Here is an 18,948-nt window from a genome sequence, read left to right as displayed (position 1 = left end):
CAGGTCAATCCCTAAAAATCCGCGATTCCGGACACACTTTTTGCCCCTTAACCCGTTCCGTACACTGTTTCAGGTTGACTTATTTGTGTGCCGGTTAAAGGAGAGCGTTCAAGATGGGGAAGCATTCGGTGGGGGATGGTGTCGTCGATAAGCGAAATGCTTTTGCTGCTCGTGCGGTGAGTTTGGTGAAGACCTATGGGCAGGGGGATACGAAGGTGACAGCTCTGGATGGGGTGAGCTACGAATTCCCGCGCCACCAGTTCACCGCGATCATGGGGCCGAGCGGTTCTGGCAAGTCAACGCTGATGCACACGATGGCTGGGTTGGACTCATTTGATGCTGGTTCGGTTGAGATCGGCGGGACTGATTTGGCCACGTTGAATGAGAAAGAACTCACTGCGCTGCGACGTGACCGCCTTGGTTTCATTTTTCAGTCCTTCAATCTTGTTCCTACTTTGACGGCTGAGGAAAATATCACGTTGCCTGCTGATATTGCGGGTAGAAAGGTTGATCGTGCGTGGTTTGAAGAGATCACGCAGCGTCTTGGTCTTGCGCAACGTTTGAGGCACCGTCCGAGTGAATTGTCCGGTGGGCAGCAGCAGCGTGTGGCGTGTGCTCGTGCGCTGGTCAGTCGTCCGGAAATCATTTTCGGAGATGAGCCGACTGGCAACCTGGATTCGAATTCTTCGCGGGAGGTGCTGGAGATTCTGCGCGCGGCCGTCGATGGGGATGAGCAGACCGTGGTGATTGTTACGCACGATGCTCGGGCAGCTTCGTATGCGGACCGTGTGGTTTTCCTCGCGGACGGCAATATTGTCGATGAGCTGCAGGCGCCCACGATGGAGAAGATTCTGTCGACGATGAGCGGAATCGAGGGCTAATGGCTGGCGCGATGACGAAGGTGTCGGTGCGAAATATCGGTGCCCACAAACTGCGATTGGCCTTGACAGTGCTGGCTGTCGTGTTGGGCACTGCGTTCATCTCAGGCTCGTTGATGTTCACGAATATGCTTGAGCGCACTTTCGACTCGGCTGTGGCTAGCCGCTACGACGATATTGATGTCGTAGTGCAGCCGGCCGAGGGGAAGTCTGTCGTGCCGGCGGAATTGCGGGAGGAGCTCAAGGCTGATCCGCAGGTCGCGCGCGTAGCGGTGGATGGCTCGGAAGCTGTTGTCGTGGCAGATGCCGACGCGAATGCGATTCAAACCGGCGCGGGCGAGTCGCGGGTGAGTTTGTACTACCCGGCTGATGCTGCTGTGGGCGAACCCATTCAGATTGCGGAAGGCGCGGAGCCGACGAAACCTGGAGAGGTACTGCTCAATGCGGCTGGGGCGGAGAAGTACGGCATCAGCGTCGGTGAAAAGATCATCGTCGTGGACCCGGAAGCCCGTCACGAAATGACGGTGACGGGCCTGTATTCAGATGAGCTGGACCGCGGCGCGTCCCTCATGTTGAAGGTGCCGGAGAGCGCTTTCTTGGAGTTCTACACCAATGGGCGTTACGTTCCCGGACTTGTACTCGAAGCTGCTGATGGCATCACGCCAGCCCAGCTCAAGGATCACCTTGTAGCTGAGCATGATGATGTCTCTGTCAAAGAGGGCGTCGTGGCTGCTGAAGATATGTCGAAGCAGATCAGGCAGGGTCTGAGCTTCATCAGCTATTTCTTAACAGCCTTTGGCCTGGTTGGTCTGCTGGTGGGCACGTTTTTGATTGCTAATACGTTCTCGATGATCGTGGCCCAGCGGACCAAGGAATTTGCTTTGCTGCGTGCTCTTGGTGCATCGAAGGGGCAGATTACGCGTTCGGTCGTGATGGAATCTTTGCTCGTTGGTTTGCTGGGCTCTGTGTTGGGCGTCGTGGCGGGAGCCGGTCTTGTCGCGGTGATCCGCGCGGTCATGGAGGCCCAGGGAATGGGTTTGTCGGGTGTTGGCTCGGGTTTGTCCGTCAGTGCTGTTGCTGTGCCGATTGTTGTCGGTGTCATTGTGACGGTGTTGTCTGCGTGGGCTCCTGCTCGTCGCGCTGGTCGTGTCCAGCCGGTGGAGGCGATGCGCTCGAGCGAGACCGCAACGCCACAGCCACTCATTGCACGCACGGTGTTCGGCGGTTTGCTGCTCGCTGCGGGCGCTGGCTTTCTGGCTTGGGGTGTGATGTGGGACGACGGTTCTACGAGCCGTCGCGCAGTCCTTATCGGTGCGGCCGCGGTGTGCGTGATCGTCGGTCTTTTCCTCGCCGGTCCGGCATTGTCGTTGCCGATCGTGCCAGTTTTGGGGCGCATTATCGGTGCGCCTTTTGGTTCGATGGGTTCCCTCGCGGCAACGAATTCGAAGCGCAATCCGCGTCGATCCTCGGCAACCGCTTTCGCGCTCATGCTCGGCATTGCGTTGGTGACGGCGATCGGCATGCTGGGTTCCACGATGGAGCGCTCAGTCGACGACGTCCTGGAAAACGAAGTCGATGCGGACATGGTGCTGCAGGGGCCACAGCTAGGCACATTCCCCATCCCGAACGACCTGCCGGAGCGCGTCAAGGAGGTCGACGGTTCTGGCGAGGTCGTCTCATACACGCAGGCGCGCGTGACGGTGAATGGGGAATTCGGCAAACAATTCGGCCCTATCGGAGCAACGGATGTCATCTCGGGTGACCCGGGCGAGCTTGTCACACTCAACATGACGCAAGGTAGTTCTTCGCTTATCGACGGCGGCGTTCTCCTTCCCACTTCCCTCGCCGCGGAAAAGGGCGTGGAAGTCGGGGACAAGGTGACCATCGCAGCACCTGGATGGGAAAGCGCACCAGAGGCGGAAGCTACGGTGACTGGGCTGTTCGAGGACTCAAATATCTTTGCGTCCTGGGTGCTGTCGCAAAAGACAGTGGAGCAGATCCTGCCACCTGAGAACCTCAAGGTGCTCATGGTTGGTGTGAACGGTGACGGTTCTGTGAGCGTGGATGAATTGCGAGCCAACCTCGAGGCAGCTGTGCACGATGACATCGTGGTGCAGGTCCGCTCACCCGAGGATCTCGGTGGCGAGGCGCAGCAGATGATCAACCAGATGCTGTACGTCCTTTATGCACTGTTGTCGTTGGCGGTGGTGATCGCGATTTTGGGCATCATCAATACGTTGACGCTGTCGGTGATTGAACGCCGCCAGGAGATCGGCATGTTGCGCGCGGTGGGCACACAGCGTGGGCAGGTGCGCACGATGATCATTCTGGAATCTGTACAGATCGCAGTCTTCGGTGCGCTGCTCGGTGTGGCGACTGGTTTATTGCTCGGCTGGGCCTTCCTCAAGGTTATGGCTGACCAGGGGCTGGAAAATATTGCCTATCCGTGGACGATGATTGGCGTGATGCTCGTTGGCTCAGTACTCGTTGGCATCATTGCCGCGTTGTGGCCGGCGCAGCGTGCGGCGAAGACGCCACCGTTGGACGCGATCGCAGAATAGATAGCTAGAATCCAGCGACAACGCGTAGCCCGTATTTCAAACCGAACCATGCGGCTGCGATACCCACTGCGCAGGTGAGCAGGATATAGCGGAGAAGCGGCCACCACTGCTTCTTCGCGATCATCCCGCCGAGCTCTTTCGTCATCGTGGACAACGTGGACACTGCACCGGCGAACCCGGCACCGAGAAACGCGGGCCACAGCACAGGCAGTGCGGCGGAGAATCCTGCGGCGGCGGAACCGACCATATTCGCGGCGAAGGTACCTACTCGGCCGGGCAGCAGAGTGCTCAATGCTGAGCGGGTCAGGCCTCCTAAGAATGCGCCGAAACCGACGAGGACAAAGAGCAGGAAAACTGTGCGGAGACCGTCACCGGTGCTTAGTGCTTCCAATAGGTGGCTGCCAACAACGCCTTCCGGGCCCTGGTATTGCGGGGTGCGGGGAGTCATGGGTTCACCTCCTGGGGGCGGGCACGATGACGTCGTAAAGCGTCGCCCATTTCCCATGCGGCGATGCCAACGATCATGGTGCTAGCCATGTACACGAGCGCGATGAAAGCGCTCGATTGCATCGCTAGGAATGACACAGCGGAAAACGTGGTGAAGCCGCCGATCATGCCGCGGCCCCAGAACGGGCCAGGATCGAAGCGTCCCATGAGGAAGCAGCCGATGAAGTTGATCATGAAGATGATGACGATCTCCGACGGCGGCTCCGGCGCGATCAGGGGAGTGAAGGCGAAGCGGGCGAGCGCGCCAAAAGACGCGCCGAAACCGATCGCGAGGCCTTCTTTGAGTGCTGTGTTGAACACGCTTTTCACGGTAGCTCACGGCTGTTTATCGCTGCTAATAGGCACTACGCGTGGCAGCGGAACCGAAACAGGGGGAAGATAGGGTTGAAAGGGACCCGCATTGACTCACAAGGAGCAACCATGGCGCACGAACGCGCAGGACAGTTAGCACGCCCGGAGGATCTCATCGATATCGCCGAGGTGGTCACCGCGTACTACACCCGCGATATTGATCCGGCTAATCCGGACCAGCAGGTGGCATTCGGTACGTCGGGTCACCGTGGGTCGAGTTTGGACAATGCGTTCAACCAGCAGCACATCTGGGCGACGACGCAGGCGATCGTGGATTACCGCCGCGAGAATTCCATCGGCGGTCCCGTCTACATTGGTCGCGATACGCACGCGTTGTCTGAGCCAGCGATGGTCTCCGCGCTTGAGGTTCTCATCGCCAATGACATCGCAGTGCTTGTCGACGCTGCGGGGCGCTACACCCCAACCCCTGCCGTCTCGCACGCGATCTTGGCGCACAATGCGAAGCTTTCAGGTGGCGTGACGGGGACGGACCCGAAGCGTGCAGATGGCATCGTGATCACTCCGTCCCACAATCCACCGCGCGATGGTGGCTTCAAATACAACCCGCCATCAGGTGGTCCGGCGGATACTGATGCGACGGATTGGATTGCCAAGCGAGCGAATGACTACCTGGCCAAGGGGCTCGAAGGTGTGAAAAGGACCCCGGTGAGTGGTGTGCTCGACGAGCGTGCTGGCAAGCACCCGTTCATGGATAACTACGTTGCGGATCTGCCGAATGTCGTGGACATCGAGGCGATCCGCAATGCAGGTCTGCGCATTGGTGCGGACCCCATGGGCGGGGCAAGCGTGGACTACTGGGGTGCGATCGCGGAGGCTCACAAGATCGATCTGACGGTGGTCAACCCGACCGTTGATGCGACCTGGCGGTTCATGACGCTGGATACGGACGGCAAGATCCGCATGGACTGCTCCTCACCGAATTCGATGGCCAGCCTGGTGGCCAACCGCGATAAGTACGACATCGCTACGGGCAATGATGCGGATGCGGACCGTCACGGCATCGTCACACCAGATGCGGGGCTGATGAACCCGAACCACTACCTCGCCGTGGCCATTGAGTACCTATTCGCGCATCGCGATGGCTGGGGTGCGGAGACGGCTGTGGGCAAGACACTTGTGTCTTCCTCGATGATTGACCGCGTTGTAGCATCGCTGGGTCGCAAGCTCGTCGAGGTGCCAGTTGGCTTCAAGTGGTTCGTGCCAGGGCTTATTGACGGCTCGGTCGGTTTCGGTGGCGAAGAATCCGCTGGTGCGTCCTTCCTGCGTAAAGATGGCACTGTGTGGTCGACCGACAAGGACGGCCTGATCATGGACCTGCTCGCCGCTGAGATCACCGCCGTGACGGGGAAGACCCCATCGCAGCGCTACGCGGAGCTCGAGGCTCAGTTCGGTGCGCCGGTCTACGCGCGTACTGATGCGGAGGCGAACCGTGAACAAAAAGCTACGTTGAAGAAGCTCTCCCCGGAGCAGGTCACCGCAACCACTCTGGCTGGCGATGAAATCACCGCGAAGCTCACCGAAGCTCCGGGCAACGGTGCTGCAATTGGTGGCTTGAAGGTCACCACAGCTAATGCCTGGTTCGCTGCACGTCCGTCCGGCACGGAGGATAAGTACAAGATTTACGCTGAGTCTTTCCAGGGCGAAGATCACCTGAAGCAGGTGCAAAAAGAAGCACAGGATGTGGTCTCGGCGGTCCTTGGGAAGTGACGCAGGCCTCACCGAATAAATCTTCCTTGGTAAGTATCGGCTCGGCTAAAGTCGGTGAGGTGACAACAAAGGAGAATGGGCAGGCGTCGATAAGCATGCTCGACGTGCTTTCAGCCCTCGCACGCTTCGGCCTTGCTGCGTTGTGGATTTATTCGGGCTCGACCAAGCTCGGCAATCACATGACGGTGATGCAGAGCATTGAAGCCTACGAAATTTTCACAGAGCACTGGTCGAATCTGCTGGCCACGATCATTGGCCCCGCGGAAATCGCTGGCGGGCTCATCCTGCTGCTCGGAATCAAACTCCGGCCGGCCGGGTGGGTCTCCATCGGTGTGCTTGTGCTTTTCATCATTGGACTGGCCTCCGCATACAGCCGCGGCCTGCAGATTGACTGCGGATGCTTCGGGCCGAAACCCGACAGCACCGGAGCCGATCTGCTGTGGGCGATTGCGCGCGATATCGGCTTCATCGCGGTGACGTTGTTCATGATTTATCGTCCGTTTAAGAAATTCGCGCTGTATCCGTAAACTTTCCTTGTGAAACAGCCCAACTGAGATATTTAAGGTGATCCACTGTGACTTCCTCTTCCACCTCGAAGAAGCCGAAGGGTTCGACGACGGTGTCCAACCCGGCGTCGTCTGGCAATAAAGGTTTCTGGATTGCGCTGGGCGCACTGCTCGCCATCGGCGCTCTGGTGATCGGTTTGATCGTGTACAACGGGCGTGGTGCTCAGTCTGAGCGCATCGCAGAAAAAACGCAGCCGGTCGAAGGTGTGACTATGACGCTGGCTGATAACACCATCGAGCTTGCTGGTGAAAGCAGCGAAGGCGCGAAGGAAGCTGCGATCTACGAGGACTTCTCGTGCAGCTACTGTGCAGACCTCGCAGAGAAGACCGATGATCAGATGCTGGAGAAGATCCAGGCGGGCGAGCTGACGGTGAAGATCCACCCGATGGTCTTCCTGGACGGCACTGGTGAGCGTTACAGCAAGGGCCACTCCACCCGCGCTACTGCTGCAGTTCTGGCTTTGGCTGACAAGGGCGAGGTTGAGGCGTACTGGAACCTGCGTAAGGCGCTGCTCGAGGAGCAGCAGAGCCTGTACGGCAGCGCTGACGCGAACACCCTTGCTGACATGGCGAAGGACTTCGGTGCATCTGGCGATGCAGTCAATGCCATCCGCAGCGGCGAGTACGAGGACAAGGCGAAGGAAATCGGCGAAGCCAACGAGGCAGACCTGCAGGAAAAGACCGGCGAGCTTTCCTCCCCGCGCGTGCTTGTCGACGGCAAGGATGTCGAATCCAACCCGCTCGAGAACTGGATTAACGACCTGCTCGGCGCCTAAAAACCCTGGATGCGGGCGATTTGGGTCTCGCTCGCGTGCCGGTGTATATTGATCGAAGTCGTTTCAGCGGGTAACCGCTGGAACAACGGGGCTATGGCGCAGTTGGTAGCGCACCACACTGGCAGTGTGGGGGTCACGGGTTCGAATCCCGTTAGCTCCACAAGATGAAAGCTGCCCCGCCTGATGGCGGGGCAGCTTTGTTATTGAGGGTTAGAAGTACAGTGGCCCTGAGAGAGTGTCGTCCGGTTTCGGGCGTGAAGTGAGCAGGTGTGGAAGATCAGGGAGCGTTCCGTCACCACGTAGGAATGAGCACAGAATCAAGGTCGCATTCTCCGTGCTAACCAGGGGGTGCGATTTAGTGCCCAACCACGGTTCACCAAACTGGAGCATCCGTTTCTGGTTGTCGTCGATGGCGATCTTCCACTGACCTGGTGCTCGCAGTGTGGCGTGTGCGCGCCACGGCAGGCTGCCATCAAAACGTGCTTTGAAGATCGCCTTTTCATCCGGTGGCATCTTAACTGTGTTGATGATGGAGAATGAGCCGTCCTCAATAGTGCGACTCTCAACGACCTGGCGGACCTGCCCAAAGGATTCGATGGGAGTTGCCCGCTCCCATTCAAAAAGATTGCCCGTGAGCAGCAAACCCCAGCCTTCCGGCACTGGGGCGCTGTAATCGAAGGGCGGGGCCTCCGCTGCTGGTGCGGGGGAATCGTCCTGGGGGCGTTTCTTGTTGAAGAAGGAAAACATCTTAAACCTCCAGTAGTTACCAGCCGCCGAAGGAATAGGAGCTGGTGTCTGCGCGGGAGGCCACGAGGTGGGGAAATTGTGGGACAGCTCCGTCGTCACGGATGAAGGTGCATAGAACCAGTGCAGCGTCATCGATGCCGGTCTCGCCGTGCCCGTGCTTGGCTCCCTTCTTTAAAGGGATCCCGTAGGCCAACGGTTCTTCATCAACGAGCACTTCCGCTCGGTAAAAATTCTGGCCGATCGAGAGAGCCTGGGCACTCACGGAACTATCGCCGGTTTTCTGGACAACGAGGAAGCTCCACTCCTCCAACTGCTGCATGGCAGACCGGATCTGGGAGTAGGAAAGGATGGGGGTGGGGTTTTCGCCGTCGATAAGCAGCTCCCAGCCTTGTGGAATCTGTGCAGTGTAGTCGAATGTGGGTGCCGACACGTGTTCGGCGATAGTAGTTTGTTCGGGCTGCTTCTTCTTGAAAAAGGAGAACATGGTGACCTCTTTTACTGGTTAGCCGCGTTTTTCCATATTGGAGATGGCGTCGTCGAAATCTTGCAGGAGCTTGTCTAAATCCTTGTCGCTGTCATCGCGATCTTCGCTGAGGATAAGGCGGTGTGCTTCGACGAGGCGACCGGCGAAGTGAGTGATGCAAATCGAGTAATCGATATTCCCGCCCTGGGTGTTGGTGCCTTCAATGCATTGCCATTTGAAATTGTCGGTCTCGTATTCGGTCTCGTCGTAAGTATCGCCTTCGTCGGTGAAGACCTTGACTGCGCTGGACTTTGCTTGCTTGAACCCCTCATCGGAGGGGGAGGTAATGGCTTCGCGCTTGCCGTTCACGCTGGGAACGTAGATGTAGCTGATGACGCGGAGGGATTCTTCGTCATTGAGCAGCTCAGCCTTCACCCGATATTCATCGGGGTCGCTCTCACCGCTTTTCACCTCCAGGTCGGGCAGCTGGTGCAGCGCGGTGTAGAAGTCATGGATGAAGTAGCCGTCGTAGCGGTTTAGATCATCGCTGGACTCATCATCAGAAGAACTGCTTGTCGGTGTTGTGGTTGTCTCGTCCTCGCTGGTCGTCTCCGATTCGGTGTCAGATTCGGTAGATGTTTCCGTCTCCGATGTGGTGGGCATGGTGGAGAGGGCAGCGTCATCTCCAGGTTCGCCAGCAGTGCATGCGGAAAGCGCAAAGGCTGCGGTCGCGAGTGCAGCAACTGTGGCGCGGGTTACTTTCTTCTGGCTCATGTTTGCCACGCTAACAATTTTTTCCCTCGGACGCGGTGGGGGAAGAAGCGATACGCTGAGGTTTATGAACGAACTGCGGTTCTGTGAGTTTTCATCGCCCATCGGCAGGCTCGCTGTGGTGACCTCCGCTGTTGGTGTGGCCAAGGTCCTCTTTGAGGTAGATGGAATTGATGCGGAGCGGGATCGCATCGCGCCAGCGCAGGACATTCCGTTCGCCGCACGTGAATTGGCCGAGTATTTCGAAGGGGAGCGGCGGGAGTTCACTGTTCCATTTGATTTCCGTTTTGTCACTGATTTCCGTGCCGATGTGCTGCGTGAATTAGCGTGCGTCCCATTCGGTGAAACCACCTCGTACGGTGAACTTGCCAGCAGGGTCGGCAACGCGAAGGCCGTGCGTGCCGTGGGTGGAGCATGCGCGAATAACCCATTGCCGTTGTTGATTCCTTGCCACCGCGTGCTGCGTGCAGACGGTGCGCTTGGTGGTTACCGTGGCGGGACCGAAGCGAAGCGTTTCCTACTCGAATTGGAGGGCTTTGATGTCGCACGTGTTCGTTAAACAGGGCAGCGCGCCGGGTGCTGCAGCCGCGGAAGCAGCGTATTTGCGGTGGTTGCGCGAGGGGTCGGACGCGGTGGTGGAGGTCCTTGACCTCGATGAGGCTGCCAACACTGTCACCGTCGAGCGTGTCGACAGTGCACGCCCGACCGTTGACGCCGCGAAAGAGGCGGGGTGTGAACTCGCTGCGATTCACGCGATGGGCGCTGGCGCATTCGGTGCTCCCGCAGATGGCTGGGATGGGCCCAATTTCATTGGTCGCGCGCAGCAAGAATGCACGCCCACCGTGCGTTGGGCGGAGTTCTACACCAAGCAACGCGTCCTGCCGTTCGCCGAAAAAGCTCACCGGCGCGGGAACCTCGATGCAGTAGGGCTGGAAATAGTTCGACGTGCGTGCGAAGCGCTGCTCGCTGAGGACGAGGACGCCCCGCTCGCGCGCATTCACGGTGATTTATGGGCGGGCAACCTGCTATTTTCCACAGCCGGCCCGAGGTTCATTGATCCGGCAGCGCACGGCGGGCACCCGCTGACGGACATTGCCATGCTCGAGCTTTTCGGAGCACCGCACCTTCATTCGCTTATCGACGGCTACCTTGCCGCCGGCGGCACCCTCGGTTCTGCATCCGGTGGCGATTGGGCGCGACGCATCCCGATCCACCAACTGCACCCGCTCGCAGTCCACGCCTACACTCACGGCCCTAGCTACGGATCGGCGCTGGTCCGTGCGGCGGAGGAGACGCTGCACGTCCTCGGCTAATGCCGTTGACGGTAGTCGACGGTGCAGGTAGGGTCGGTTTGTAGTACATGTACTACATTCTGTTAGGGGTCTGTGGTGAGCGAAGTAGAGAAGAAACTGGAAGACCTTAAGGAAAGTATCGGGGCTAGGGGGACCGTTTCTATGCGTGAACTGAATCAAAAGACAAGGTCTGTCATTGATCATGTGGTTGAAGGTGGGACGTCACTCACCGTCACAGATCGTGGGAAGCCTGTTGCTGAGCTGCATCCCGTAGCGCAGAAAACCGCTTTGGATCGACTGCAGGAGCTGGGGGTTGTGTCCGGTCACGCAAGGCGCTTTGAGGCCGATTGGGAACCTATCGAAGGGGTTAGAACAACGGTCGAAGAGTTCCGTGACGAGGAACAGGATGAGTCATGGATGGATGAGCTATTGGGGCGTCCCTCGGCTTCGCGTAATGACGGTGCGGTCGCATATGAGTGACCTTCTTTATGTCGACACTTCCGTCCTCATCTCGGCTCGATTTTCGGATCGCTTCACGCGATGGTCGCTTCAATCTCTTGCTGGGGCGAAGTTGATTAGCTCGATAATTACCGAGGTGGAGCTAACTCGGTTTGTGGATCGTGAAAAGCTTCCGCGGAGCTTGGCCAATGAAATTATCGAGCAACTCTTAGTCGTTGGCTTAAATCGAGAAACTATTGAATGGGCTAAGACTGCGACACCACAGGTGAAGTCTTTGGACGCAATTCACGTTGGAACATGGCTTTACCTGAAAGCTCAAGGTATCGACAGTGCGTTTGTGACAGCGGACCGCAGGTTGGCGGAGGCAGCTAGTTCTGCCGGCGCAAAAGTGCTTCACCCTTATTCATAAGGGTGGAAGCTAAAGCCACCAGGTTTCTGCCGGGCCGGGTGGCAGGTGCCGCTTGTGCTGGCCGACCGTCCAGAGGTGTTCGAGGCGCTGGGCAGCGGAGGCGTCGATAAGCATGCCCTCTAAGTAATCGTCGATGTCGGCGTAGGTGATGCCGAGCGCTTCTTCATCGGGGAGCGCGGGGCGGTCCTCTTCAAGATCGGCGGTGGGTACCTTCTCATACAGGCGCTTGTCGGCGTCGAGGTGGGCGAGAAGTTGCGCGCCCTGGCGCTTGTTCAATCCAGCGAGCGGTACGAGGTCCGCGGCGCCATCGCCGAATTTGGTGAAGAAGCCAGTGACATTTTCTGCTGCGTGGTCCGTACCCACAACAAGGAGGCCACGCTCCCCGGCGATCGCGTACTGCGCGATCATGCGCATACGAGCCTTAACGTTGCCCTTATTGAAATCGCCGAGCTGCTCCTCGTCGAGGCTGTCGGCGACCTCGGCTGCGAGCGCGGTCGTGGCGGGCTCAATATTCACGGTGACGCGCTGATCCGGCTGGATGAATTCGAGCGCGAGCTGCGCATCGTCTTCGTCCGCCTGGACGCCGTGGGGGAGACGCACCGCAACAAATGTGGCCTCGCGCCCCTGCTCGCGGGTCTTTTCAACGGCGAGCTGCGCGAGCTTGCCTGCCAACGTTGAATCCTGTCCGCCCGAAATGCCTAGGACGTAGCCTTTCGCCCCAGTTTTGGCCAGATAATCCACGAGGAAATCCACGCGCCGGGCAATCTCGCCGGCGGGAGCGATGACGGGCTTCACGCCGAGCGTTTCGATGATCTCCCGCTGCGTCGCGCCAATCGTGTCATGGGAAGGATTCTCAGGGGTGCTGTCGGACTGGATGGACATGCCCGCTATCGTAGCGCGGAAAGGCCGATAAGCTTCGGCCGTTTTGGTGCTGCTGGTCACGTCAGGTAGCATTGATCCCCGTTGAACGGCAGCGCCATGTCATGGTGCGCCGCAGGAAGAACGAATGATTACCGTCACCTGCTCAAATTGATGATGCAACGCGGTGATTGCTCGGATAGATGAACGAGTAGAAAGGAGCGCCCGATGAAGGTCCGTAAGTCCCTTCGGTCGCTGAAGAACAAGCCGGGCGCTCAGGTTGTCCGCCGTCACGGCAAGGTCTACGTGATCAACAAGAAGGATCCGCGTTTCAAGGCTCGTCAGGGCTAAAACACAGATCTTTAATAGCGCCCCCGTCGCACAGAGCTCAAATGCTCGCGGCGGGGGCGTTTTGTGCGAGGAAGGCGGGAGGCATGTGACACGTAACACAAATGGCGCGCAATGTTCACCGTAGGTTTACTCACAAAAGTTATTTTCTGGGCACCGAATATCTGTCCCCGACCACCTACAGGAACATGAAAACAACGCGCACATTCTCCTTGAGCTTCATTTCATTCCTTTTTGTCGTTGCTCTTCTGGCCGTGTGGAGTGTCATCGCCCCGGGCGACGCTGCAGCACAGCGTGAGAGTGATGCATCCAGTACTTCGAAGGCAGATTCTTCTGAATCTGCGGAAGCGACCGTAGACAGCAAGGCTGCGCTGGTGATTGACGGATCGTGGTCGATGTCTGAAAAGGACGTTGGTGGTGGTTCGCGTATGGATGCGGCGAAGGAGGCGTCGCGTGATTTGGTGGATTCGTTGCCGGAGACAGCGAATTTGGGGTTGTTGGCGTATGGGATGCGTGAGTCGAATGCGCCGGATAATCGTGATGCTGGGTGTCGGGATATTGAGACTTTGGTTCCGGTGGGGAAGCTGGATAAGTCTGAGATGAAGGCCAAGATTGATCAGATGACGCCGAAGGGGTATACCCCGGTTGGTAATGCGTTGCGGGCTGCTGCTGAGGAGCTTGGTGATGAGGGGGAGCGGTCGATCATTTTGGTCTCGGATGGGATTGATACGTGTGCTCCGCCGCCGGTGTGTGAGGTGGCTAAGGAGTTGGCTGGTGATGGTTTTGATCTGACTATTCATACGGTTGGGTTTAAGACTGATGAGGAGGCCAGTAAGGAGTTGGAGTGTGTGGCTTCTGCTGGTGGGGGTGAGTTTTTGGAGGCGGATGATGCTGGGTCTTTGGCGGAGTCGTTGAAGTTTTTGGCTCAGCGTGATGCGCAGACGTATCAGACGGCGGGTACGGAGTTTGAGTATTCGGATATCCCGGAAGATGCTAAGTGGCTCGGCGAAGGCCGCTACCACACCAAGGTGAATGCGAAACTGCAGAGCAAGCCGGGTGATGAGGTCGAAGCGGGCTACTACAAGGTCGCTGTGCCTGAAGGTCACAACGCGATGATCTCCACGACGGTGCTTCCCCAGCGTGCGACTTCAGGGCGTGCCCGCGACGCCAAGTTCGTTGCGCACCGAGTCGATGCGATCAACGAAGTAGAGAAGTGTAAAGGCAGTTACGGCGGTGCAGCCACCGATGTTGACGGAAAAACAAGCGGTGGTGCTAATTGGATGCCGGAACCTTTGATCAGGAGGATCACTCCGGTGGATGAAGCTCGAGGCTGCAGTCAGCATTGGACCATTCCTGACAAGATCTCGTTTGAGACCACTAAAGAAGGACAGGGCGGAAATGAGGAAGAGGTCGATGTCGAGGTAGTCATCCACTTCGAACCGATTCCAGATGAGGCCGAAGTGGCCAAATATCCAGACGGGCAGCAGAACGACCATGAAGATGGCCCTGAATTAGATTTTGATGGTGCGCAGCAGATCAAGGGTGGCACCAGCTTTTCCGAGGCAGTTGAAGTGAAACCAGGCGCGTACAAAGATGCGATCGTTCCTGGTGAATACCGCTATTACAAGATTCCAGTGGAATACGGGCAGCGACCGGTATTCAGCTACCGGTCGTATGACACTCAGGATGACGGACTAGGGAATCTGTCGCCGATGCTCTATTCGCCATTCCGCCAGAACATCAAGTTTGAGTCAACTCGTCCTGAAGCGCAGTTGGCAGGCAACGTGATCCAATACCGGAATAGGGATTCTGGTGTTGCCGGTGATGACCAGGCGAATGCCGGCTACTACTACGTGGGGCTTGGTATGCCACAGGGGGACGAGGACAAGGTCATGGGCGTGGAGCAGCCTTTCGAGATCGCTTTCGACGCGGTCGGTGAGAAGACTGACGGCCCGGACTGGCGTCCGACGGATAAGAATGGCCCGGAACCAAGTGATACTCCGCAGGACGAGAAGGGCACAGGCTCGGACAAGGACGACGAAGACATGTCGGACGAAGCGGAGGCTCAGGCGCAAGAAGAAACTGACGATGGTGGACTGAGCACCCGGACCATTGTGATCGCAGCGATGGGCGTTGCCGCGCTGGTGCTGATCGGTGCGATCGCTGCATTGATCGCAATGTTGCGCCGCCGATAAAAACGGCAGTTTTTATTAACTGCCGATTCACTTATATCAAGTATGGTGTGGCTCACACATTTGTTTCCTACCTCTAAGTCAATCTCATGAATCAAACACGCAGAATCTCTTTTAGTTTTCTCTCAGTTTTGTTCGTCGCTGCATTCTTGGCGGTCTGGAGCTTGATGGCTCCGGGTGCCGCCTTGGCGCAGAACGATGATGATGCTGGCAAAAGCGGTGGCGGTGCTGGTGACAATAAGGCTGCTTTGATCATCGACGCTTCCGGCTCAATGGAGGCGGAGGACGTTGGTGGTGGTTCGCGTATGGATGCGGCGAAGGAGGCGTCGCGTGATTTGGTGGATTCGTTGCCGGAGACAGCGAATTTGGGGTTGTTGGCGTATGGGATGCGTGAGTCGAATGCGCCGGATAATCGTGATGCTGGGTGTCGGGATATTGAGACTTTGGTTCCGGTGGGGAAGCTGGATAAGTCTGAGATGAAGGCCAAGATTGATCAGATGACGCCGAAGGGGTATACCCCGGTTGGTAATGCGTTGCGGGCTGCTGCTGAGGAGCTTGGTGATGAGGGGGAGCGGTCGATCATTTTGGTCTCGGATGGGATTGATACGTGTGCTCCGCCGCCGGTGTGTGAGGTGGCTAAGGAGTTGGCTGGTGATGGTTTTGATCTGACTATTCATACGGTTGGGTTTAAGACTGATGAGGAGGCCAGTAAGGAGTTGGAGTGTGTGGCTTCTGCTGGTGGGGGTGAGTTTTTGGAGGCGGATGATGCTGGGTCTTTGGCGGAGTCGTTGAAGTTTTTGGCTCAGCGTGATGCGCAGACGTATCAGACGGCGGGTACGGAGTTTGAGTATTCGGATACCCCGGAAGATGCTAAGTGGCTCGGCGAAGGCCGCTACCACACGACGGTCGATGCCCCGGTGAAGAAGGAGCCGGGTGATGAGACGAAGAAACGCTACTTCAATCTTGCGATCCCGGAGGGCCACCAGGCGATTGTGACCACTACCCTCATCCCGGAGCGTGCGTCATCGGGGCGAGCGCGTACATCGGATGTTCATATCGCCGCCGATGACTTGCTGAATAAGAACGAATCGTGCGGAACTGCTTTGGCATCGGATATGGGGGTCGGCCTGACCTACGGTTCGGCATATCTGCCGCCGGAGGCGTCGGTACGCGTGATCGATCCTGAGAAATCCAGCGGAGAGTGCGACCTGGATCATTGGACCGTTGGGGACGAGATCTACTTCCTGCAAGACAAAGTTCTGGGCGATGATGCTTCGGATATGAAGGTGGACGTCGAAGTGGAGATCAACTTCGAACCGACACCAGAAGAGTCTGAGGTTGCCGGCTATCCCGAACCAGCAGGGAAAGCGGATGACGACGAAGAGGTCAAGCTCGATTTCAACGGTGCCCAGGACATCCGCGGTGGTGCGGAATTCTCCTCGGCAGCTGAAGTGAAGCCGGGTGCGTACAAGGATGCCCTTGTTCCCGGTGAGTACCGCTTCTACAAGATTCCGGTCGAGTACGGGCAGCGCCCAGTGGTGAACCTCCGGACGGGGGCGTCAGAGCGTGAGGCTGCCGACAACCTTAATGTGCGGCTGTATTCGCCCCTGAAGGAGAAAGCCGGTGACGCCACGTTGAGCTTCTACGACGACAAGGCTGAGGGCTCGGTAGTTGGTGATGTGGCGCAGTATCGCAATCGCGAAGAAGCAATGGGGGATCGCTCCAATACGAATGCTGGCTACTACTACGTTGGTGTCTCGATGTCGCAAGGAAAAGAGGACGAGATCATGGGCGTCGAACAGCCCTTTGAGATCGCCTTTGATGTGGAGGGCGAAAAGGCTGATGGCCCGGACTGGCGCCCGACGGATAAGGACGGTCCGGAGCCGAGCGATACGCCACCGAATATGGAAAGTGCGAAGGAGAGCTCCGAGAACGAGGCTGATGAGTCCACGCAGGCGAAGGAGGCAAGCGATAGCGGCGATGGCGGGCTGAATATGCGCACGATCGTGATGGCGCTCATTGGCCTTGGCGTGGTTGTGCTCATCGCGGCGCTCGTGGCTCTGGTCTTGGTTCTGCGACGCAATAAGAAGTAGATAGTTACACCAGTCTTCGGAGATAGTCGACTGCTTGAAACCTCTCGCCCTTCACCATTGATGGTGAGGTGGGACGGGGACGGCAGTCGGCTAGTTTCGTTTCATGGCCCGTTCCGCTCTGAAAGGGGTGGGGGAGTGGAGGGTATTGAGGGCGTTATGAAAATATTTCGCGGAAAATTCCACCCGTGTAAGCCGTTTTTCGTGTGTAAACGGCAGTGACGGAACTACATGTAGGTTATTTCCCCTGCCTATCCTGCGAATACCACACGTGTAACTACTACATGTAGTATCAGTTGCTAGATTTTGGCACAACGTATAGTGTCTCAAGGTGTTCGCTCCCAAAGGGATGCGGGCGCGGCGCATCGCTCGATGCCGCACCACTCTTAAGTTGATTCGAGCGCTAGCGGCACCCCTGGGGCCGCCAGGTAAGACTCACTAGCCCGGAACATCCTCTGAGAAGAAAAGAGCCTTGAGAACTATGTCGATCACTCTCTACACCAAGCCAGCATGCGTCCAGTGCAATGCAACCAAGAAGGCTTTGGACCGCGCAGGTCTGGAGTACACCACCGTGGACATCTCCATGGATGATTCCGCGCGTGATTACGTCATGGCGCTGGGTTACCTGCAGGCCCCGGTTGTGGAGGTCGACGGGGATCACTGGTCTGGTTTTCGCCCGGACCGTATCCGCTCGCTCGCGGAGCGCGCAGCTTAAGCGCCCAGCATGAACTTCAAGCCGTCACTTCGTTGGCGGCTTAACGTTTTGCCGTAGCCATTATCCGCTGCTTTTCGCAGCACCCTGTTTAGTAGAGGTCAGCAACTCCGCCATGTTGGTCGTTTATTTTTCTTCCGTGACGGGCAATACCCATCGTTTTGTGGAAAAGCTCGGTCTTCCTAGCGCTAGGATCCCGCTGCGTCGAACCGAAGAGCCGTTGAAGGTGAATAAGCCTTTTGTGCTCGTGTGTCCGACGTACGGCGGTGGGGTGTCGCTCACGCATGAGAATTCCCGTCCGGTCCCGGTCCAGGTCATTCGGTTTTTGAATGATGAGTCGAATCGGAAATTGCTGCGTGGTGTGATCGCCGCCGGCAATTCGAATTTCGGCCCGGATTTCTGCAAGGCAGGGGAAGTTATTGCTGAAAAGACGGGGGTGCCGTATCTCTACCGTTTCGAGTTGATGGGCTCGGAGCTGGATGTGGAGAAGGTTCGCGAGAACTTGGTCGCCAGCGTCGATAAGCTTGGGCTCGAACCGCTTGATGCAGACGAGCTTGAGGTGCTTGAAAAGAGTCGTACGGAGAAGACAGATAGTCAGATCCGGCTCGCGCGTCTGCGTGAGCGCTACCAGGCTGTATAGCTACAAAAATTAGTTCCAAAACTCCAATTTCATTATTTGACCACTGCTTGAGAAAGGCCCGATGAACCGTGTCCGACACCGTGGGTAAGACTGTTGCTGAGCCCGTTAATCAGGCTGAACAGCTTGATTTTCACGCGCTGAATGCGCTTTTGAATCTGTATGACGAAAGCGGCCAGATTCAATTTGATAAGGACCGTGAGGCGGCGAATCAGTACTTCCTGCAGCACGTCAACCAGAACACCGTCTACTTCCATGACCTGGAAGAAAAGATGAATTACCTGGTGGAGAATAAGTACTACGAGCCGGAGACGATTGAGAAGTACGACTGGGATTTTGTAAAGTCCACGTTCAAGCGTGCGTACTCCTACAAGTTCCGTTTTCAGTCTTTCTTGGGCGCATACAAGTACTACACCTCGTACACGCTGAAGACGTTTGATGGGCGCCGCTACCTGGAGCGCTTCGAGGATCGCGTGTCCATGACCGCGCTGTTCCTCGCGGATGGCAATGAGGAGCTGGCTTCCTCGCTCGTTGACGAGATTATGACTGGTCGTTTCCAGCCGGCAACCCCGACCTTCCTGAATGCCGGTAAGGCGCAGCGCG

The 18,948-nt window shown here is 57.5% G+C and carries 21 protein-coding genes and 1 tRNA gene; 16 read left to right on the top strand and 6 right to left on the bottom strand.

The window, feature by feature from the left end; translation table 11 throughout:
* The first annotated feature begins 113 nt into the window (after window positions 1-113).
* Both Q0X21_RS08325 and Q0X21_RS08320 read left to right on the top strand, forming a co-directional pair.
* Window positions 114-881 carry an ABC transporter ATP-binding protein gene (locus Q0X21_RS08325; protein WP_297851440.1) on the top strand — a complete coding sequence of 256 codons (768 nt, stop codon included), beginning with the start codon at window positions 114-116 and terminating at the stop codon, window positions 879-881.
* Window positions 881-3,439: an ABC transporter permease gene (locus Q0X21_RS08320; protein WP_297851439.1), complete on the top strand. Its 2,559-nt coding sequence runs from the start codon at window positions 881-883 to the stop codon at window positions 3,437-3,439. The genes Q0X21_RS08325 and Q0X21_RS08320 overlap by 1 nt, the downstream gene beginning before the upstream one ends.
* Window positions 3,440-3,443: 4 nt before the next feature.
* On the opposite strand, the gene Q0X21_RS08315 is transcribed toward Q0X21_RS08320, so the two are convergent.
* Together Q0X21_RS08315 and Q0X21_RS08310 are read right to left on the bottom strand one after the other, a co-directional pair.
* Window positions 3,444-3,887 carry a CrcB family protein gene (locus tag Q0X21_RS08315; protein ID WP_297851438.1) on the bottom strand — a complete coding sequence of 148 codons (444 nt, stop codon included), beginning with the start codon at window positions 3,885-3,887 and terminating at the stop codon, window positions 3,444-3,446.
* Entirely contained in the window at window positions 3,884-4,246 is a 363-nt protein-coding gene (locus Q0X21_RS08310; RefSeq protein ID WP_297851437.1) for a CrcB family protein, read from the bottom strand. The genes Q0X21_RS08315 and Q0X21_RS08310 overlap by 4 nt, the downstream gene beginning before the upstream one ends.
* A gap of 120 nt (window positions 4,247-4,366) precedes the next feature.
* On the opposite strand from Q0X21_RS08310, the gene pgm reads away from it, so the two are divergent.
* The 4 genes from pgm (at window position 4,367) to Q0X21_RS08290 (ending at window position 7,527) form a co-directional block, all read left to right on the top strand.
* Window positions 4,367-6,025 carry a phosphoglucomutase (alpha-D-glucose-1,6-bisphosphate-dependent) gene (gene pgm / locus Q0X21_RS08305; protein ID WP_297851436.1) on the top strand — a complete coding sequence of 553 codons (1,659 nt, stop codon included), beginning with the start codon at window positions 4,367-4,369 and terminating at the stop codon, window positions 6,023-6,025.
* Window positions 6,026-6,120: 95 nt separating this feature from the next.
* Window positions 6,121-6,552: a MauE/DoxX family redox-associated membrane protein gene (locus tag Q0X21_RS08300; RefSeq protein WP_297851441.1), complete on the top strand. Its 432-nt coding sequence runs from the start codon at window positions 6,121-6,123 to the stop codon at window positions 6,550-6,552.
* Between the two features lie 47 nt (window positions 6,553-6,599).
* Window positions 6,600-7,367, top strand: coding sequence for a thioredoxin domain-containing protein (locus tag Q0X21_RS08295; RefSeq protein ID WP_297851435.1), 768 nt, complete (start codon window positions 6,600-6,602; stop codon window positions 7,365-7,367).
* Window positions 7,368-7,454: 87 nt separating this feature from the next.
* Window positions 7,455-7,527 (top strand) — tRNA-Ala (locus Q0X21_RS08290).
* 50 nt (window positions 7,528-7,577) lie between these two features.
* On the opposite strand, the gene Q0X21_RS08285 is transcribed toward Q0X21_RS08290, so the two are convergent.
* From Q0X21_RS08285 to Q0X21_RS08275, 3 genes are read right to left on the bottom strand one after another with little or no spacing between them, the layout of a single operon-like run.
* The gene (locus Q0X21_RS08285; protein ID WP_297851434.1) at window positions 7,578-8,114 is read right to left on the bottom strand and encodes a hypothetical protein; all 537 of its coding nucleotides are present in this window, start codon (window positions 8,112-8,114) and stop codon (window positions 7,578-7,580) included.
* Window positions 8,115-8,130: 16 nt separating this feature from the next.
* Window positions 8,131-8,598, bottom strand: a complete 468-nt coding sequence (locus tag Q0X21_RS08280; RefSeq protein WP_297851433.1) for a hypothetical protein — start codon at window positions 8,596-8,598, stop codon at window positions 8,131-8,133.
* 18 nt (window positions 8,599-8,616) lie between these two features.
* The gene (locus Q0X21_RS08275; RefSeq protein WP_297851432.1) at window positions 8,617-9,351 is read right to left on the bottom strand and encodes a hypothetical protein; all 735 of its coding nucleotides are present in this window, start codon (window positions 9,349-9,351) and stop codon (window positions 8,617-8,619) included.
* A 64-nt stretch (window positions 9,352-9,415) separates the two neighbouring features.
* Between Q0X21_RS08275 and Q0X21_RS08270 the strand changes: the two genes are divergently transcribed.
* The 4 genes from Q0X21_RS08270 (at window position 9,416) to Q0X21_RS08255 (ending at window position 11,508) form a co-directional block, all read left to right on the top strand.
* Entirely contained in the window at window positions 9,416-9,907 is a 492-nt protein-coding gene (locus tag Q0X21_RS08270) for a methylated-DNA--[protein]-cysteine S-methyltransferase (RefSeq protein ID WP_297851431.1), read from the top strand.
* Complete coding sequence (locus Q0X21_RS08265) at window positions 9,888-10,661, top strand: fructosamine kinase family protein (protein ID WP_297851430.1); 774 nt, start codon at window positions 9,888-9,890, stop codon at window positions 10,659-10,661. The genes Q0X21_RS08270 and Q0X21_RS08265 overlap by 20 nt, the downstream gene beginning before the upstream one ends.
* Window positions 10,662-10,736: 75 nt before the next feature.
* Window positions 10,737-11,120: a type II toxin-antitoxin system Phd/YefM family antitoxin gene (locus Q0X21_RS08260; RefSeq protein WP_297851429.1), complete on the top strand. Its 384-nt coding sequence runs from the start codon at window positions 10,737-10,739 to the stop codon at window positions 11,118-11,120.
* Complete coding sequence (locus tag Q0X21_RS08255) at window positions 11,113-11,508, top strand: PIN domain-containing protein (protein ID WP_297851428.1); 396 nt, start codon at window positions 11,113-11,115, stop codon at window positions 11,506-11,508. The genes Q0X21_RS08260 and Q0X21_RS08255 overlap by 8 nt, the downstream gene beginning before the upstream one ends.
* 9 nt (window positions 11,509-11,517) lie before the next feature.
* On the opposite strand, the gene nadE is transcribed toward Q0X21_RS08255, so the two are convergent.
* Window positions 11,518-12,390 (bottom strand): ammonia-dependent NAD(+) synthetase, encoded by an 873-nt coding sequence (nadE, locus tag Q0X21_RS08250; RefSeq protein ID WP_297851427.1) that lies wholly within the window; start codon window positions 12,388-12,390, stop codon window positions 11,518-11,520.
* A 204-nt stretch (window positions 12,391-12,594) separates the two neighbouring features.
* Between nadE and ykgO the strand changes: the two genes are divergently transcribed.
* The 6 genes from ykgO to Q0X21_RS08220 form a co-directional block, all read left to right on the top strand.
* Window positions 12,595-12,717 (top strand): type B 50S ribosomal protein L36, encoded by a 123-nt coding sequence (gene ykgO, locus Q0X21_RS08245; RefSeq protein WP_005288826.1) that lies wholly within the window; start codon window positions 12,595-12,597, stop codon window positions 12,715-12,717.
* 185 nt (window positions 12,718-12,902) lie between these two features.
* Window positions 12,903-14,909: a VWA domain-containing protein gene (locus Q0X21_RS08240; protein WP_297851426.1), complete on the top strand. Its 2,007-nt coding sequence runs from the start codon at window positions 12,903-12,905 to the stop codon at window positions 14,907-14,909.
* 86 nt (window positions 14,910-14,995) lie between these two features.
* Entirely contained in the window at window positions 14,996-16,999 is a 2,004-nt protein-coding gene (locus tag Q0X21_RS08235) for a VWA domain-containing protein (RefSeq protein ID WP_297851425.1), read from the top strand.
* 478 nt (window positions 17,000-17,477) lie between these two features.
* Entirely contained in the window at window positions 17,478-17,711 is a 234-nt protein-coding gene (gene nrdH / locus Q0X21_RS08230; protein WP_297851424.1) for a glutaredoxin-like protein NrdH, read from the top strand.
* A 112-nt stretch (window positions 17,712-17,823) separates the two neighbouring features.
* Window positions 17,824-18,348 (top strand): class Ib ribonucleoside-diphosphate reductase assembly flavoprotein NrdI, encoded by a 525-nt coding sequence (nrdI, locus tag Q0X21_RS08225; protein WP_297851423.1) that lies wholly within the window; start codon window positions 17,824-17,826, stop codon window positions 18,346-18,348.
* Window positions 18,349-18,416: 68 nt separating this feature from the next.
* The coding region (locus tag Q0X21_RS08220) for a ribonucleotide reductase N-terminal alpha domain-containing protein (protein ID WP_297851422.1) at window positions 18,417-18,948 on the top strand (532 nt) is incomplete at its 3' end.

It is taken from the genome of uncultured Corynebacterium sp. (assembly GCF_947253065.1).
Classification (GTDB): Bacteria; Actinomycetota; Actinomycetes; order Mycobacteriales; family Mycobacteriaceae; genus Corynebacterium.
Note: the sequence above shows the minus strand (reverse complement) of the source record. Positions and strands in the feature narration are given on the sequence as shown.